This window comes from Methylobacterium sp. yr668, from assembly GCF_900116245.1.
In the GTDB taxonomy this organism is placed as follows: Bacteria; Pseudomonadota; Alphaproteobacteria; order Rhizobiales; family Beijerinckiaceae; genus Methylobacterium.
Window position 1 is genome coordinate 17,127 of sequence record NZ_FOZY01000042.1, and the last position, 16,931, is coordinate 34,057.

General features: G+C 69.4%; 17 protein-coding genes. 6 read left to right on the plus strand and 11 right to left on the minus strand.

Translation table 11 applies throughout. The features are described from left to right. Window positions 1–47: 47 nt before the first annotated feature. The 9 genes from BM419_RS28395 to BM419_RS28435 form a co-directional block, all read right to left on the minus strand. Window positions 48–995, minus strand: coding sequence for a LysR family transcriptional regulator (locus BM419_RS28395; protein WP_091928412.1), 948 nt, complete (start codon window positions 993–995; stop codon window positions 48–50). Between the two features lie 58 nt (window positions 996–1,053). Beyond that, window positions 1,054–1,728, minus strand: a complete 675-nt coding sequence (locus BM419_RS28400) for a DUF1028 domain-containing protein (protein WP_056530314.1) — start codon at window positions 1,726–1,728, stop codon at window positions 1,054–1,056. Then, a complete protein-coding gene (locus tag BM419_RS28405; protein WP_056530317.1) occupies window positions 1,725–2,147 on the minus strand; it encodes a RidA family protein in 423 nt (140 codons plus the stop codon). Before BM419_RS28405 ends, BM419_RS28400 begins: the two co-directional genes overlap by 4 nt. 439 nt (window positions 2,148–2,586) lie before the next feature. Next, window positions 2,587–3,195 (minus strand): glutathione S-transferase N-terminal domain-containing protein, encoded by a 609-nt coding sequence (locus BM419_RS28410; protein WP_056530320.1) that lies wholly within the window; start codon window positions 3,193–3,195, stop codon window positions 2,587–2,589. Beyond that, the gene (locus BM419_RS28415; RefSeq protein WP_348271896.1) at window positions 3,192–4,325 is read right to left on the minus strand and encodes an ABC transporter ATP-binding protein; all 1,134 of its coding nucleotides are present in this window, start codon (window positions 4,323–4,325) and stop codon (window positions 3,192–3,194) included. Before BM419_RS28415 ends, BM419_RS28410 begins: the two co-directional genes overlap by 4 nt. Before the next feature lie 73 nt (window positions 4,326–4,398). Continuing rightward, window positions 4,399–5,217: an ABC transporter permease gene (locus tag BM419_RS28420; protein WP_056530326.1), complete on the minus strand. Its 819-nt coding sequence runs from the start codon at window positions 5,215–5,217 to the stop codon at window positions 4,399–4,401. Then, window positions 5,217–6,080 (minus strand): ABC transporter permease, encoded by an 864-nt coding sequence (locus BM419_RS28425; RefSeq protein WP_082557988.1) that lies wholly within the window; start codon window positions 6,078–6,080, stop codon window positions 5,217–5,219. The genes BM419_RS28420 and BM419_RS28425 overlap by 1 nt, the downstream gene beginning before the upstream one ends. 36 nt (window positions 6,081–6,116) lie before the next feature. Next, a complete protein-coding gene (locus BM419_RS28430) occupies window positions 6,117–7,148 on the minus strand; it encodes an ABC transporter substrate-binding protein (RefSeq protein ID WP_091928413.1) in 1,032 nt (343 codons plus the stop codon). A gap of 795 nt (window positions 7,149–7,943) precedes the next feature. Continuing rightward, window positions 7,944–8,576, minus strand: coding sequence for a tyrosine-type recombinase/integrase (locus BM419_RS28435; RefSeq protein ID WP_056530909.1), 633 nt, complete (start codon window positions 8,574–8,576; stop codon window positions 7,944–7,946). A gap of 713 nt (window positions 8,577–9,289) precedes the next feature. On the opposite strand from BM419_RS28435, the gene BM419_RS28440 reads away from it, so the two are divergent. From BM419_RS28440 to BM419_RS28465, 6 genes are read left to right on the plus strand one after another with little or no spacing between them, the layout of a single operon-like run. Then, window positions 9,290–10,534 (plus strand): urea ABC transporter substrate-binding protein, encoded by a 1,245-nt coding sequence (locus BM419_RS28440; RefSeq protein WP_199866141.1) that lies wholly within the window; start codon window positions 9,290–9,292, stop codon window positions 10,532–10,534. A gap of 5 nt (window positions 10,535–10,539) precedes the next feature. Next, complete coding sequence (locus BM419_RS28445; RefSeq protein ID WP_056530332.1) at window positions 10,540–11,406, plus strand: branched-chain amino acid ABC transporter permease; 867 nt, start codon at window positions 10,540–10,542, stop codon at window positions 11,404–11,406. Further along, window positions 11,403–12,470, plus strand: coding sequence for an ABC transporter permease subunit (locus BM419_RS28450; protein WP_056530335.1), 1,068 nt, complete (start codon window positions 11,403–11,405; stop codon window positions 12,468–12,470). The genes BM419_RS28445 and BM419_RS28450 overlap by 4 nt, the downstream gene beginning before the upstream one ends. Beyond that, window positions 12,467–13,225, plus strand: coding sequence for an ATP-binding cassette domain-containing protein (locus BM419_RS28455; protein WP_056530338.1), 759 nt, complete (start codon window positions 12,467–12,469; stop codon window positions 13,223–13,225). The genes BM419_RS28450 and BM419_RS28455 overlap by 4 nt, the downstream gene beginning before the upstream one ends. A gap of 1 nt (window position 13,226) precedes the next feature. Continuing rightward, window positions 13,227–13,952, plus strand: a complete 726-nt coding sequence (locus tag BM419_RS28460; protein ID WP_091928414.1) for an ABC transporter ATP-binding protein — start codon at window positions 13,227–13,229, stop codon at window positions 13,950–13,952. A gap of 43 nt (window positions 13,953–13,995) precedes the next feature. Then, window positions 13,996–15,552, plus strand: a complete 1,557-nt coding sequence (locus BM419_RS28465; protein ID WP_091928415.1) for an amidase — start codon at window positions 13,996–13,998, stop codon at window positions 15,550–15,552. 32 nt (window positions 15,553–15,584) lie between these two features. On the opposite strand, the gene eutC is transcribed toward BM419_RS28465, so the two are convergent. Both eutC and eutB read right to left on the minus strand, forming a co-directional pair. Beyond that, the gene (gene eutC, locus BM419_RS28470) at window positions 15,585–16,379 is read right to left on the minus strand and encodes an ethanolamine ammonia-lyase subunit EutC (protein ID WP_082557989.1); all 795 of its coding nucleotides are present in this window, start codon (window positions 16,377–16,379) and stop codon (window positions 15,585–15,587) included. Next, a partial coding sequence (gene eutB / locus BM419_RS28475; RefSeq protein WP_175556370.1) for an ethanolamine ammonia-lyase subunit EutB occupies window positions 16,376–16,931 on the minus strand: 556 nt, incomplete at its 5' end. The genes eutB and eutC, both read right to left, overlap by 4 nt.

Genomic DNA, 16,931 nt, shown 5'->3' on the forward strand with positions numbered 1-16,931 from the left:
GCTTTCCTCGGGGCTTTCCTCAGGGGCTCGCGGCGCCGGGCACGGCTTCAGCGCGGCACCCGCCGCTCGATGGCGGGCGCGACCATGCCGGGGATGTAGGCGTCCGAGATGAAGGCCCGGCAATGGGTCTCGAAGGCCTCCACGAGGCGCGAGCGGTTGAGCTGCTTCAGGCGCGCGAGGCCGATGCGCATCGGGCGGTGCGTGCCGGCGAGCCGCACGCGCCGGAGCCGCTTCCCGTCGAGCGCGAGGTCGGAGCGCGGGCGCACGTTGAACAGGGTGTAACCGTGGCCGTTGGCCACCATTGTGCGCACCACCTCCTGGTGCGCGGAGCGCGCGGCGATCTTCGGCTGCAAACCCTCGGCCATGAAGAGGGCGAGGAAGTATTCGCGGCTCAGCGGCAGGTCGAGGAGGATCATCGGCTCGTCCACGACGTCGGCCATCGCGACGGCGGTTTGCTCCGCCAGCGGGTGCCCCTCCGCCACAAGGACGTGCGGCGGCAGGTCGACGAGGGGGGTGAAGTGAATGTCGTCCGGCACGTGCAGGTCGTAGGTCAGCACGACCTCGGTCTCGGAACGGCGCAGGCCGACGATGAGCTGTTCCTGGTCGCCCTCGACGTAGCGGATCTGCGTGGCCGGGAAGGCGGTGGTGAAGGCGTGGGCGAGTTCGGGCACGAGCATCGGCGCGAGCGTCACCATGCAGCCGAGCGAGAGGGGGCCCCGCACCTGTCCCCCCGCCTCCGAGGCCAGGGTGTAGAGCCCCTCGGCCTGTTCCACGAGGGCCTTGGCTTCGCGCAGCACCTCGCGGCCGATCGGCGTCAGCGTGAGCCCCTGCGCGTGGTGACGGACGAAGAGCTGCACGGAGAGTTCCCGCTCCAGATGCGCGATGGCTGTCGAGATCGAGGGCTGCGAGATGTGGATGCGCTCGGAGGCGAGCGTGATGCTGCCGGTCTGCCCGGCGGCGATGAAGTATTCGAGCTGGCGCAGAGTGAACCGCATTCGCTGCCTTCAGCGCGCGGCCGGTCGACCTCGATGCCGCCTCGCGTCCCGTCCTCGATCATAGGTCGCCCGGGACTCCGTAGCTCGGGGCGGAGACCGGGTCGAGGGCGCGGGTGACGTAGGCGTCGAGCTGCGGCCGGTAGACGTCCCACAGCGCGGCGAGGCTGGCGATCGGGCAATCCTCCGTCCAGTCGACGCGCAGGTCCGCAACGGGCCACGCGACCTCGCGCACCAGCATCAGGCCGGCCGACCGCACCGGGCCAGCCTCCCCGCCGGCGGCGAGCGCCGCCCGCATCGCGACGAGCAGACGGTCGCCGAGATGGCCGGAGGTGCCGAGAAAGGCCTCGACCATGGCGGCGGGCACGCGCGCATCGGCCAGAAGGTTGCCGCCGCAGGCGACGTTCTCGGCGCGCGCCTGGGCCCAGGTCCCGAGCGCCTTGGGCCCGGAATGGATCGCCGTGCCGCCGGCCGCGTCCACGACGAGCACTTGGCGGTACGCCATCGGGCCGCCGGTCCGCCGCAGGACGGCGACGGTCTCCGCTGCGTCGGCCCCGAGCGCCATCAGATCGAGAGCTTGCCGGCCGAGCCGCGGGTCGGTCACGTTCTGGCTCGCGACCGCACCGATCCCCGCACGGGCATGGGCGCAGCGCGCCGCGACGGCGGGTGAAGAGGACGAGACCGCGACGCCGAACATGCCGGTCGACGCGCAGCGCGCCACGATCGAGAACGTCATGCCGCCTCCGGGATGACCGCGATGGCGTCGATCTCGACCAGCCACTCCGGCCGGGCGAGCGCGGAGACCACGATCCCGGTCGAGACCGGATGGACGCCCTTCAGCCAGCGGCCGACCGTGCGGTAGACCGGCTCGCGGTAGCGCGGGTCGACGAGGTAGATCGTGATCTTGCAGATGTGCTCGAGCCGAGATCCCGCCTCGTCCAGCAACATCGCGATATTGGCCATCGCCTGCTCGGTCTGACCGGCGGCGTCGCCGATCGCGACGCTCGCGGAGCTGTCGAGGTCTTGACCGATCTGCCCGCGCACGAAGACCATTTGGCCCCGGGCCACCACGGTCTGGCAGAGATCGTTGTCGAGCTGCTGCTCCGGATAGGTGTCGCGGGTGTTGAAGGGACGGATCCGCTTGTGGACGGTCATCGGGTCGTTCCTACCTCGGGCAAGAGCGCAGGCTGCCTGTCGCTGCGGCGCCGGGGGGCGCCCCGAGAACAGGGCGGCCCGCCGTGGCAGGCAGAGGGCACGCAGCCGGCCGCGCGACGCATCGGGATCGAACGGTGGCGCCCGCCTTCAGATTTGAGCACGACGAGGATAACAATCCGGTCGGTCGCAACAACAATCACTTGCTGGGGTCGTAGTTCGGAAAATCCGAAGCCGCCGAGGGCCCGGAGGCGAGCGCCGCGCTTCGGGTTGCCTCGGGCTGCGAGCCGACGCGACGGTCCGGTTGGTCCAGCGAGATGGGTGATCCACCGCGCGCCACCCCTGTCACGGCATCCCGGATGCGGGCCGAAACGCCGGATCGGGTCGTCGACTTCAAGTGCGTCAGCGCGCATCGTTCGCCGCCTCGTACTGGGGCCACGCATTAATCCTCGGGCTTCGTGCGCTGCATCGACGGCCGCCGGCTGAACGCCGCGTACCACGCGGCAGCGGCGGGCCGTCCGGTGCGCCAGCCGAGGTCGGGGAAGCGGAAATCAAGGTAGCCGAGGGCGCAGGCCGTGGCGACCGTGCCGATGTCGAGCGCGCCCGCAGGCCCGACGCGAGTCGCCTCGATCCGGTCGAGGGCGCCGGCGACCTTCGCGATCTGCCCCACCTCCCAGGCGTCCCAGCGCGAGGAGGCCGGCCGGATCATGCGCTCGTAGCGGAGCAGCAGCGCGGCATCGAGCAGCCCATCGGCGAGGGCTTGGCGGGCGAGCGCGTCCCAACGGGCCTCCCCCTCCGGGAAGAAGCGAGGACCGGCGGAGCGGGCGTCGAGGTATTCGCAGATCACCCGGCTGTCGAACAGCGCGGTTCCATCGGCCAGCACTAGGGCCGGGATCTTGCCGAGCGGGTTGTGGCCCACCGTCCCGGGGTTGCGTTCTGTCGGCGAGGCCGTGACCGGAACGATCTCGATCGCCTCGGCCTGACCGGTTTCGTGGGCCAGGACCATGACCTTTCGGACATAAGGCGAGGTTCGCGCGTAGAGGAGCTTCATCGGGCTGGATCGTCCTGTCCCGAGCCCGTCCGGCCCGCTTGTCCATTCGGGCTCCCCGGCTCGGCCGGGAAGGCGACGAGGCCCGCCTGCGGCACGAGCAGGGCCACCGGGGATCCGGGGGCGTAGGTGGCGAGCGCCCCGTGCCCCGGCATCCGCACCACCACCCGCCCCCCGCTGATGGGACCGGAACGGAGGTCGGCGTGCAGGTCGATATGCAGGTCGATGTGCGAGCCCTGGTAGACGAGGGCCGCAACCCGGGCCGGCAGGGTGCCGCTCTCGCCCGCCGGGCGAACGCCGAGGTGATCCGGCCGCACGAACACGTCGACCGCGGCGCCGGTCGCACAGTCCCGCAGGGTGTCGGCCTCGACCTCGCGGCGCAGGTCACCGATCGCGACCGTCGCGCGCTCGCCGGCCCGCGCTTCGAGGTGGCCGAGCAGGAGGTTCACGTCGCCGATGAAGCCCGCCACGAAGCGGTCCTGTGGATGACGGTACACCTGATCCGGCGTGCCGATCTGCCGGACGCGACCGGCCGACATCACGACGATCCGGTCCGACATGCTCAGCGCCTCGCCCTGGTCGTGCGTGACGAAGACCGTCGTCACGCCGAGCCGGCGCTGGATCTCTTTCAGTTCGACCTGCATCGCCCCGCGCAAGTTCTTGTCGAGCGCCGAGAACGGCTCGTCGAGGAGGAGGACCTTCGGGCGGATGACGATGGCGCGGGCGAGCGCGACGCGCTGCTGCTGCCCGCCGGAGAGTTGCCGCGGCGAGCGGTCCGCGAAGCCCGAGAGCTTCACGAGGGCAAGGGCCTCCTCCACGCGCGCGGCGATCTCCCGTCTCGGCACGCCGCGCACGCGCAGACCGTAGCCGACGTTCTTCGCGACGCTCATGTGCGGGAACAGGGCGTAGTTCTGGAAGACGATGCCGACCTCGCGCTCGTAGGGCGGGGTGGCGGTCACGAGGTCGTCCCCGATGAAGATCTCGCCCGCATCCGCCTCCAGGAAGCCCGCCATCAGGTTGAGCAGGGTGGTCTTGCCGCAGCCCGAGGGTCCGAGCAGCGTCAGGAACTCGCCCTGCTCCACCTGCAGCCAACTCTCCTCCAGCGCGGTGACCGCGCCGAAGCGTTTGACCACGCCGTCGAGGCGGACCGCCGGTCTTGCCCGGGGCGCCGCGGCCGTGGGGGGCCGGGGTGCCGCCGCGGTGTGATCAAGAGCCTTGCTCAACATTCAGAACCTTGCCGAGCCCGAGAAACGTGTTGGCGATGATCAGGGCAAGGGCCGTGACCGCGATGTAGATCACCGAGACGGCCGCGAGCGTCGGGTCCGCGAATTCGCGGACGTAGCCGTACATCGCCACCGGCAAGGTCTGGGTCGCCTGCCCCGTCACGAAGAGCGAGGCGGTGAACTCGTTGAAGGACAGGATCGCCGCGAACAGCCAGCCGCTGGCGAGGCCAGGCGCGAGGAGCGGCAGGGTTACGGTGGTGAGCACGCGGCCCGGCCGGGCGCCGAGGCTCGCGGCGGCCAGCTCCAGCCGCTCGTCGATGTTCTGCAGCGAGATGTAGACCGAGCGGATCACGAAGGGCAGCACCACCACGACGTGGGTGAGGACCACGACGGAGAAGCCCCGCGCCGCGCCGATGCCGGTGGCCAGGACCAGGAGGCCGAGGCCGATGGTGAAGTGCGGCACGATCAGCGGCGAGAGCAGCACGCCCTCCAGCGCCGCCTTGAAGCGGAATGCGTATCGCTTCAAGGCGATCGCGAAGCCGGTGCCCACGGCGAGCGCGATCGTGGAGGCCCAGGCGGTGACGACGAGGCTGTTCCACAGGCCCGTCTGGAAATCCCGGTAGGTCAGGGCCCGGGTGAACCAGCGCGTCGAGTACTTGGCCGGCGGGAAGCTCAGGATCGCACGGTCGTTGAACGCGGCGAGCGTCACCACGAAGGCTGGCAGCACGATGAAGGCGAGGATCAGCCCGACGAGGACCTTTCCGGAGATCCCGAGAAGCCGGGTGCGGAGGCCGCGGCGCATCAGTGGCCTCCGAGCGCTTCGAGCGGGCGGGCGCAGCGGCGCACGAGCCACATCGTTCCGAGCGCCAGGACGAGACCGGCGAGGCTCAGGGACGCCGCGACCGGGAAATTGAAGGAGGACAGGCCGAGCTGGTAGACTAGCGTCGAGACAACCCCAACCTTTCCGCCGCCGATCACCTGGGGCGTCGCGAAGGCGCTGAAGGTCCAGGCGAAGGCGGTGGTGAAGCCCGCCACCACGCCGGGCATCGAGAGCGGCAGCGTCACGGTGAGGAACGCACGCACCGGCCCGGCGCCGAGACTCTGGGCCGCGCGCTCGTAGTCGCGGTCGATATGCGCGAGGGCCGCTGCCAGCATGATGACCATCACCGGCAGCGTGACGTGGACGAGGGCGATGATCACCCCGAGCTCGGTGAACATGAGCTGGATCGGCCGCTCGATCAGGCCGAGCTGGCGCAAGGTGGCGTTCACGAAGCCGGAATTGCCGAGCACCACCGTCCAGGCATAGGTGCGCACCACCTCGCCAAGGAAGAGCGGGGTCACTGCGACGATCAGGATGACGGACTTCAGCAGGAGCGAGCGGGTTCGCACCAGGGCGTAGGCGACGGGGTAGCCGACGACCAGGGTGATCAGCGCCGTCTCGAAGCAGATCAGCACCGTATCGCGCAGCGCCCGGAGCACGATCGGGCGGTTGAGATCGGAGAAGTTTTCCAGCGTGAGCCCGCCGACGTCGAGGGAGCCCGGCACGTAGGCGTGCAGGCTGTAGCGTAGGATCGCCGCCATGGCGGCCACGATCGCGGCGGCGATCAGCACCGCCGGCGTCACGAACAGTGGCAGGAAGGGCCGGCGGCGGATCGCGGGTGTCATAAGGCTTCCGGTCGAGCGAGGCGCATGACGCGGGCCCTAGCGTGCCATGATGTTCTCTGCGAACCACTTGCGCCAGAGAGCGGTCTTCTCGGCCCGGAGCTTCGGGTCGATATTGATAGCCTGGCTCTTCCACTGCTCGGCGGAGGTGAACACACCCGGGAGCTTGGCGATCTCGGGATCGACCTTGGCGTTGGTGACGGTCGGGCTGCCCTTCTTCAGCTGCGCGATCTTGGCCTGGACCTCGGGGTCGAGAGCGATATTGATGAACTTATAAGCGAGTTCTGCCTTCTTGGACCCCTTGTTGATCGCGACCGTGTCGATGCCGAGAACGCCACCCTCCTTCGGGATCACGACGGTGATCGGCACGTCCTGGCCCTTCATGTAGTAGGCGTTCATGGTCAGCACGACCTGAACGGGCGTCTCGCCGGTGGCGATCAGCTGCTGGCTGTTGGCGTCGTTGGTATAGAATGCCCGGAAGTTCGGTTTCAGCGCCTCGAGCTTGGCCTGACCCTTCTCCCAGGTCGCCGGATCGCCGCCCGAGAGCAGCGCCGAGACGGCGATGATGTGGCTCGGGTCGAAATCGGGCGCGGCGAGGCTGTTCTTGAGCTTCGGGTCCCAGAGATCGGCCCAGGAGCCGAAGGTCATGCCCTTGGGCACGAGGTCTGCGCGATAGCCGATCGTGTAGACGTAGCCCCACGTGCCGAGATGCGCGGGGCTGACCCGGGCCTGCTCGACAAGGTTCGTCGCGTTCGGGATTTTGGCCAGGTCGAGCGTCTCGAACAGGCCGTCGTTGACGTACAGCCAGCCGACATGGGCGGTCGTGAAGGTCACATCGCTCTCGGGCGCGTCCTTGGCGAGCTTGGCCTTGTTGAGCCGATCGATGGTACCGCCGGTGATGTACTCGACCTCGGCACCGGTCTCCGCCTTGAACTTAGTGGCGATGGCCTCGTCGATCAGATCGCGGAAGCTGCCGCCCCAGGTGCTGACGACGAGCTTCTCGGCCGCCTGTACTGGAATGATGGATGCGATGAGGGCGGAGGCAGCAAGGAGCGGGGTCAGGAGACGCATCACGTCGACAGTTCCTTTCTCTGTAGTCTCGCCTGTCAGGCAAATCTGATGCCAATAGGTCGTCTCGATTTGGATACGTTTTCAGCTCTCGATCGAGATTTTCTTTGTCGAAAGGCTGTTTCGATCTGTCCACATCAATCCGCCATCGTAGCCCCCCTCGATAACGGTCGCTAGGAATACTGGCGTCTATCCCTGGCACTCCTCTCCGGAGGCGCGCCTCGCGCCACCATCAAGGTTCTGCGTCGCGCTCATGCAGGAGGTCCTGTCACCGTCGCTGGCGGGGCGGTTTATCCGTCAGTGGAGGCGTATCTCGACAGGAAAGGCTAAATGGCCGCACCCGCTCATCAAGCACGATTTCCAGAAGCCTATGGATCGGAAATCCTGAGGCAGCCGTAAGTCGGGACCGGATGCAGCTCGAGACCGCGACCAAGAGGTGCAGAACCGCCGGGCCGACGCGCTAGTTTGGACGACCGGCTCGAGGGCTCGCGCGGGGGCGCCCGGAGAATCGAACGGTCGATGGCGTAAACCTCGCTATTCATTAAAACCGCGGTGCGAGATCCCACCGCGTCCGCGTGTTCGAGCATTACGGCGATGGACGAGGGACTCCCGTCTCGCTGACGTACGCTGCTCAGACCGAGGCCGGGGTCCGCCCATGGCGTGATCGGGCCCAGTGCCTGTCTTCGCTTAACGTCCGCTTCGTGGATGCGGTCGCGGACGACCGTACGGCTGCACTGGGCGCTTTGCTGCCGAGCTGGCTTGAAAGCCCCTCGACAATGGAGCCGAGGGGCAAGGCGCTCAAATTTCAGTACCTTCGGCTAGGGTCAGAGCATCTTCGACGTCCACACCGAGGTATCTGACCGTGCTTTCGATCTTGGTATGGCCGAGTAGGATCTGGACGGCACGCAGGTTGCCGGTCCGCTTGTAGATCAGCGACGCCTTCGTGCGGCGGAGGGAATGGGTTCCGTAGTCCTCGCTGCGCAACCCGATACCCGTGACCCATTCATCGACCAGGCGCGCATACTGCCGGGTACTGATGTGCGTGACGCCGTCAAGCCGGCTCGGGAAGGCATAGTCGTCGATCGTTCCACCCCTGGCCTCAAGCCATGCGAGGATGCTGGTGCGGGCAGGTTCGAGCAGTTTGAACTGCACCGGCCGACCGGTCTTGCGCTGGATGACGATTGCCCGGCTACGGACCCGACCCCCGCTGACGAGGTCGCCGATCTTGAGCTTGACGATGTCGCAGCCGCGCAGCTTGCTGTCGATGGCGAGATCGAACATCGCCCGGTCGCGTGTGCGCCGCTCGCGATCGAGCCAGAACCGGATGGCCCAGACTTGCTGAGGTTTGAGGGCTCGTTTGGCCCCGAGCTTGCGGCCAGCGTTCCAGGCTGGCCGCCCTTTCGTGGCCGGATCGTGTGCAGAGTGTCCCATCATCTGTCTCCTCGCCGGCTCATGCCAGCGAGGCGAGGAGACACCCGAACCGAGGCTCTGAAGATGGGGGCATATGCGGACGTTCCGCTGGCGACCCAACTCGGACGCTCAGACCTCTGTCGCAGCTTCTCCAAAGCGGCCGTTCCTCCGCCCTTCGACAACTTCAGCTCAAAGCGGCACACCAACCTTCATCCGCTATATGCACTCGGACATGTCCCTTACAGAACTCTGCAGGTTATCCAGTGCGTGCGCTCTTACTCGGACAGGTTCCTAGCGCGTCATCCGGTCGATGGGACGGCCGCCGTCCGCCTTCTTGCATGGCAGCGCGAAAATCTCGCCTTGCGCCGTCCGCACCTCGATCTGGTGCAACTTCAGCACGATCTACTCCGCGCTCCTCTTCTGATCTCACCGCATGACCGACCCCTTCGAGCTTGGCTGATCCTCTCGATCAGCCCGGTCGGGAGGCAGCTGGTCACGACATGCCGAGATTCTCGCGCGCCATCGGCCGGGTCGCTGTCGCTGACTCGTGATCGTTGTGTGGCATTTCCACGGCCGCGACAGGCGGACAGTACCGCTGACGCTCGGTGCACTCCCGGTCGCCGCTCCGATTTCTGACCGATCTGTGAGATTGGTTGGCATCGACTTTGCGAACCCTTCGCTCACCCGCTTCCGGTCTCCGGACCTGAAGCGCGAGGCGGAGAGGAGTTCGGGGGATGGGTGCAATGGACCGCCGGAAGGTGCTGAAACTGTCGATGGCGGCCGCGGCCGGCACCGTCGCGATGCCGTTCGTCGCGCGGAAGGGGCTCGCCGCCGAGCCGATCAAGCTCGGCAGCCTGCTCGACGGCTCCGGCGCGCTGGGCCTCGAAGGCAAGCGGATGATCGAGACCACCGAGTACGCGGTCGAGCAACTCAACAAGGCCGGCGGGCTCCTCGGGCGGCCGATCCAGCTCATCGCCTACGACACGCAATCGTCGATGCAGCTCTACACCCAGTATGCCCAGCAGCTCGCCCTCAAGGACAAGGTCGACGTCATCCAGGGCGGCATCACCTCGGCGTCGCGCGAGGCGATCCGGCCCATCTTCGACCGCGCGCGGACCCTCTACTTCTACAACACGCAGTACGAGGGCGGCGTCTGCGACCGCAACGTGTTCTGCACCGGGTCGACCCCCGCGCAGACCGTCAACCACATCGTCGACTACGCCCTCAAGAACTGGGGCAAGAAGGCCTACATCGTCGCGGCAGACTACAATTACGGGCACATCACCGCGAGCTGGATGACGAAGTTCATGAAGGATGGCGGCGGATCGGTGCTCGGCACCGACTTCTTCCCCCTCGACGTCACCAACTTCTCGTCCGCGATCAGCCGCATCCAGCAGGCGCAGCCCGATCTCGTCCTCTCGGCGCTGGTCGGCGCCAACCATTCGGGCTTCTATCGCCAGTGGGACGCGGCGGGCATGAAGTCCAAGATCCCGGTCGGGTCGAGCGTGTTCGGGCTCGGCGACGAGCTGACGACGATGGATCCCTCCACGACGAACGGGATCATCACCTGCTACGGCTGGTACAACGACCTCGACACGCCCGCGAGCAAGGCCTTCGTCGCCGGCATGCAGGCGAAGTTCGGCGCCGACGTCACCGATCTCAGCGAGCTCGACACCGCCACCTACGAGGGCATCCTGTTCTGGGCCGAGGCGGTGAAGAAGGCCGGCTCGATCGAGCGCGACAAGGTCATCGCCGCCCTGGAGAGCGGCCTCAGCATCGAGTCCCCGACCGGCACGGTCACCATGGACGGTGCCACCCACCACACCATCCGCAACACCTATCTGGCCCGCCCGAAGGACCGGAAGTGGGAGATCCTCGCCACCTTCCCGAACTCGTTCCCGGCCGACACCGGCGGTGCCTGCGACCTGATCAAGAATCCGCGCACCAACAAGCAGTTCACGCCGGACCTGAAGGGCTGAGGGCGATGGATCTCGCCGGGCTGCTCGCCTTCAACGTCGTCACCGGCATCGCCACCCTGGTCCTGATCACCCTCGGCCTCGGGGTGATCTACGGGATGATGCGCATCATCAACCTCGCCCACGGCGAGTTCATGATGCTCGGCGCCTACACGGCGGTGATGGCGAGCGGGGCCGGGGTCAACATCTGGATCGCGATGCTCGTCCTGCCGCCCCTGGTGGTCGGCGTGATCGGGCTGATCCTGGAGCGCACCGTCATCCGCTTCCTCTACGGGCGGATGATGGACACGATGCTCGCCACCTGGGGCATCAGCCTGGGCTTGATCGGGCTGATCACCACGCTCTACGGCAACGTCGTGCGCGGCGTCTCGACGCCCGTCGGCAGCTTCGACATCGGGCGCTACGGGGCGAGCCTCTACAGCCTCGTCATCGTGGCGACGGCGCTGACCGCCCTGGCGGCGATGTTCCTGGTGCTGCGCTTCACCAAGTTCGGCCTGATCCTGCGCGCGACCATGCAGAACCCGCGCATGGCCGCGGCGCTGGGGGTGCAGCCGAACCGCGTCTACATGGCGACCTTCGCCCTCGGCGCGGCCCTGGCGGGCCTCGCCGGCGGCGTCCTGGCCCCGATCTCGGGCGTCTCCCCGGCCATGGGCGCGGCCTACATCGCCCGCGCCTTCATCACGGTTCTCGGCGGCGGCCCCGCCATCGTCACCGGCACCGGTCTGGCCTCCAGCCTGTTCGGCGTCATCAACGAACTCGTCTCGTTCAAGACGACGCCGGTCATCGGCGACGTCGCCCTACTCGTCGCGGCGATCCTGCTGATCCGCGTCCTCCCGCAAGGCATCACCGGCCGCTACCTGAGGCGCAGCCTATGACCTCCGCAGCTCCCGCCCGCCGGCTCTCCGCCGCGGGCTTCCTGGCGACGCTGGCCCTCGGCCTCGCCATCCTGTTCGGGGCACCGCACGCCCTCGACACGTTCGGCCTCGTTCAGTGCACCGGCTTCGCGGCGCTCGCGATGTTCGGCCTCTCGCAGGGCTTCGTCTGGGGCTTCGCGGGGGTGATGTCCTTCGGGCAGGCCGCCTTCCTGGGTCTCGGCGGCTACGCCTACGCCGTCGCGGTCCTCAACATGGGCGACAGCACCGTGCCCGTCCTGCTGTCGATCCTGGTGCCGATGCTCTTCGCCGGCCTGCTCGGCTACTTCATGTTCTACGGGCGGATCAGCGACGCCTATATCGGCGTCATCACGCTGACCGTGTCGGTGATCCTGTTCCAGCTCGTCAACGCCACCTCCGGCAGCCAGTACCGGATCGGCGCGGCGGAGCTGGGCGGCTTCAACGGCATCCCGGCGATCCCCGCCCTTAACGCGCCCGGCCATCCCGACGAGCCCCTGGACATCGAGGGGATCTGGTACGCCGCGATGGGGGCCCTGATTCTCGTCTACGCGCTGCTGCGGGGGATCCTGGCGAGCCGCCTCGGCCGCGTGGTGGTGGCGATCCGCGAGAACGAGACCCGGGCCCAGCTGATCGGCTACGACCCGCGCCTCTACAAGCTCATCGCCTTCATGATCGCCGCGGGGGTCGCGGGCCTCGCCGGCTGTCTCTACGCCAACTGGGGCGGCTTCATCAGCCCGACCGTGTTCGGGCTGCCGATGTCGGCGCAGGTCATCATCTACGTCCTGGTCGGCGGCCTCGGCACCCTCGTCGGGCCGATGCTCGGCGCGGTGCTGATCCAGGCGCTGATCATCGCCGCCGGCAGCCAGAGCGCGGTCGATTCCAACCTCGGGCTCGGTGTCGTCCTCGTCGGCTTCGTCCTGCTCGTGCCGCAGGGGCTGATCCCGGTCGCCCGCGGCCTCGGCCTCCGCCTGCTGGAGCGGGCCCGGGCGCCCCGGGCCTCGGGCGGGAAGGCGAAGGACGCGCTCGCCGCGGGAGGCGCGCGATGAACGCTCCCACCCCCCTCACCGGCGCCCACGGGGCGCCCCTGCGCCCGCTCGTCGAGGCCCGCGGCGTCACCATGCGGTTCGGCGGGGTGACGGCGGTGGCCGACGTCGATTTCACCCTCGGCGAGGTCGAGCTGCGCTGCCTGATCGGGCCCAACGGCGCCGGGAAGAGCACCTTCTTCAAGATCCTGACCGGTCAGCTGAAGCCCACCGAGGGCCGGATCCGCCTGCGCGACACGGACATCACCGGGGCCGAGCCCCACGCCATCGCGCGGCTCGGCGTCGGCATCAAGACGCAGGTGCCGAACGTCTTCAACGGCCTCTCGGTCCACGAGAACGTGTTCGTGGCGGCCGGGCGGCGCAAGTCCATCGCCCGCACCCGCGCCATCGTCGACGAGACCCTGACGCGCCTCGACCTCACCGGGATCGCCGGACGCATCGTCGGCCAGCTCGCGCACGGCCAGCGGCAATGGGTCGAGATCGCCACCGTGCTCGCCCAGGAGCCCGAGCTGATCCTCCTCGACGAGCCCGCCGCCGGCATGACCCACGAGGAGGTCCACCGCACCGCCGCGCTGATCCGTGAGATCAACCGCACCCACGCCCTGATCGTGGTGGAACACGACATGCCGTTCATCCGGATGATCGCCAAGACCGTGACGGTGTTCAACCAGGGCCGGATCCTCATGGAGGATACGGTGGACGCCGTCCTGGCCGACAGCCGCGTGCGCGACGTCTATCTCGGCAAGCAGGCCGCCTGACATGACCGACCCTGCCAGCCCGCCGCTCCTCTCCGTCGAGGGCCTGCATTCCGGCTACGGCCGCATCCCGATCCTCGGCGGCGTGGCCCTCGCGGTGCGCCCCGGCGAGTTCGTCGGCATCCTCGGCCACAACGGCATGGGCAAGACCACGCTGCTGCGCACCCTGATGGGCTACCTGCCGGCCACAGCCGGGCAGGTCCGGTTCGACGGGACCGACATCACCCGGCGCAGCCCGACGGCCCGGGCGCGCATGGGCCTCGGCTACGTGCCCCAGGGGCGTGAGATCTTCCCCGCGCTCAGCGTGCGCGAGAATCTGCGCATGGGCTGCCTGCTCGCGAAGCGGGACGAGGACGAGACCATCGGGGACATCCTCGCCACCTTCCCCCGGCTGAAGGCCTATCTCGACCGGCCCGGGGGTGCCCTGTCGGGCGGCGAGCAGCAGTTGCTGGCGCTGGCCCGCTGCCTCTGCGGCGGCCCGACCATCCTCCTGCTGGACGAGCCGACGGAGGGCATCCAGCCCTCGATCATCGAGGAGATCATCGAGAGCCTCCTGCGGATCGGGCGCGAGCGCGGCATCGCGCTGCTCCTCGTCGAGCAGAACCTGACCTGCATCACCGGCCTCTCGGAACGCATCCTGATCCTTCAGAAGGGCGTCATCACCCGCGAGGTCCCGCCCGAGGTCGCGCGCAACCGGTCGCTGATCGACGAGTTCGTCGGCATGGCCTGAGCCGCCGCCGGATCCCCTCCCCTTCGCCAGTCCGGAGTTCCCCATGGATGCTGCCCCGATCGACGCGCCCGACCTTGCCGGGATGCTGACCGAGATGACCGTCGCCGACGTCCAGGCCGCCTACGCCCGCGGCGTGACGGCCGTGGCGCTGATCGAAGCCTTCCTGGCGCGGATCGAGACCTACAATCCCCGCTACAACGCGATCATCTTCCTCAATCCGCACGCCCTCGACGAGGCGCGAGCGATCGACCGCCGCAGGGCCGCCGGCGAAGCCCTCGGGCCGCTGGCGGGCGTTCCGGTCGTGATCAAGGACACGATGGACGTTGCCGGCCTGCCCACCACGGCCGGCTGGCACTTCCTCTGCGCCGAGGCCGGGGGAGTGGACCTCGTGCCGGCCACGGACGCGCCCGTAGTGGAGCGCATGCGGGCGGCCGGCTGCGTCGTCCTCGGCAAGACCAACGTGCCCGTGCTGAGCGCCACCGGCAGCCACGCCAACGACAGCTGGGCCGGTCCGACGCTCAACGCCGCGGCGCCCGACCTCCTGCCCGGCGGGTCGAGCGCCGGCACCGCCACGGCCGTCGCGGCCAGTCTCGCGGTCCTCGGACTCGCCGAGGAAACCGGCGGCTCGATCCAGAATCCCGCCTCGGCGCAGGGGCTCGTCGGCATCAAGCCCACCTTCGCGCTCGTGCCCAACACCGGGGTGGTCCCGCTCGCCGGCAGCACGCGCGACGTGGTCGGGCCGATCGCCCGCTGCGTGCGCGACGCCGCGCTGACCCTCGATGCCCTGGCCGGCTACACTGCCGCCGACCCGAAGACCGTGGCCGGGATCGGCCGCCGTCCGAAGGGCGGCTACGCCGCCAAGCTGTCCGACACGGCCCTGCGGGGCAGACGCCTCGGGCTCTACGGGCCGGGCTGGCGCGACCGGGCCCTCTCGGCGGAGACGATCCAGCACTACGCCCGGGCCCAGGCCGAGATCGCCGAACGGGGCGCCGCCCTGGTGGCTGACCCCTTCGCCGGAAGCGGCTTCGCGGACCTCGGCCAGCCCGTCGCCGGCCTCGATCACTACGATGCCCGGGGCATCGAGAGCGTGCTCTACGACCTCCATCACTATCTGCAACGGCTCGGTCCGCAGGCGGCCTACCGGACCCTCGCCGAATTCGACGCCGCCACGAAGGCGGAAGATCCCCTCGCACCGGGCGGCGTCCTCGACTGGATGAATCAGGTGCCGGCCTTCGCGGCCTGCCGCGCCGATCCCCTCGCCCCGCCGGATCTCTCGGATTTCCTGGCGGCACGCGAGCGGTATCTCGACGTCTTCACGACGGTCATGGCGGAGCACGGTCTCGACGCCCTGGTCTTCCCGCAGACCCGCGACGCGGTGCCGGCCCTGCACGGGTCGGAGACGATCCACGAGACGACCGTGTGCGAGATCAACATCGCCGGGCTGCCGGGCGTGGTCGTGCCAGCCGGCCGCTACGCCTCGGGCTCGCCCTTTTGCCTGATCTTCGTCGGACCGCTCTGGAGCGAGGCTGACCTCCTCGGGCTCGCCCACGATTACGAGCAGGCGACCCGCTACCGCCAGGCCCCCGACCTCAGGGCTTGAAGCGATAGCTCCCGCCGCGAACCCGGCGGGGGCTATCCGTCCGGGAGAGCCTCCGGATCGGCGGGATCGTCCCGGCGCAGCGCGACGCCGCTGGTGCCCTGGGCCAGCATCGCCCGAAGCAGCGCCTCCATCTGCCCGGCGGCCGCCTCGACCGCCAGGCCGCCCTCCCGGATGTTCGAGATGCAGTTGCGCCGCGCGTCGGGCAGACCCGGCGCCGGGCCGTACGTGACGTAGCAGCCCAGGCTGTCCGAGGCCGACAGGCCCGGGCGCTCCCCGATCAGCACGACCACGCAGCGCGCCCCGAGCCGCGCCCCGATCGGGTCGCCGATCGCCACGCGCCCCTGGCTGGCGACCACCACGGGCGCCAGACTCCAGCCGGCCCGCCGCACCCGCGCCGCCAGCGCCGCCGCCGCCGGCACCGCGTTCAGCGCGACCGCCGTCGCCGACAGCCCGTCCGCGATCACGATCGCCACGTCGAAGCCCGGCCCGCCGTGCCCGTCGAGCGCGGACGCGGTCCCCGGATCGAGGCTGCGGCCCCGGTCCGGACGGCGCAGGTACTCGGCCCGGTCGGACGCGGCCGAGCGGACCTCGACCGAGTCCAGGCCCTGCGCCCGCAGCCCTTCGCGGATCGCGGCCGCGTCCAGGGGCGTCCACACCGCCTCGCGGGCGCGGGCATGGTCGAGCCCGAAGGCCAGCGCCGCGCCGGTCGGCAGGCCGGCCCCGTGCGCGCCCAGCGCGACGCGCGCCTGGGTCAGCCCGCGCAGGTCGCGCAGCGTCGGCGGGCCCGGACGAGCCGGCCCGGCCGGCCCGGCCGGCTCGCCGCTCACGCCGCCCGCCCGGGCAGGAGCCGGGACGCCTCCGCCAGGGCCGGGGGCAGCGCGCCCGTCGCGCTGGCCAGCCGGCCCTGCCCGTCCGTGATGCCCACGGCCCGCAGCCACGCCTCGAATTCCGGGGCCGGACGGCGACCCAGGGTCTCGCGGGCGTAGACCGCGTCGTGGTGCGACAATGACTGGTAGTTCAGCATCACGTCGTCCGCCCCCGGCACCGTGATGACGAAGTTGACCCCGGCCGCGCACAGCAGGGTCAGGAGCGCGTCCATGTCCTCGCCGTCGGCATCGGCGTGATTGGTGTAGCAGACGTCCACGCCCATCGGCAGGCCGAGCAGCTTGCCGCAGAAGTGGTCCTCCAGCCCGGCGCGGATGATCTGCTTGCCGTCGTAGAGGTACTCGGGACCGATGAAGCCCACGACCGTGTTGACCAGCAGCGGGTCGAACTCCCGCGCCACCGCGTAGGCGCGCGCCTCCATGGTCTGCTGGTCGACGCCCCAGTGGGCGTCGGCCGAGAGCGCCGAGCCCTGGCCGGTCTCGAAGTACATGACC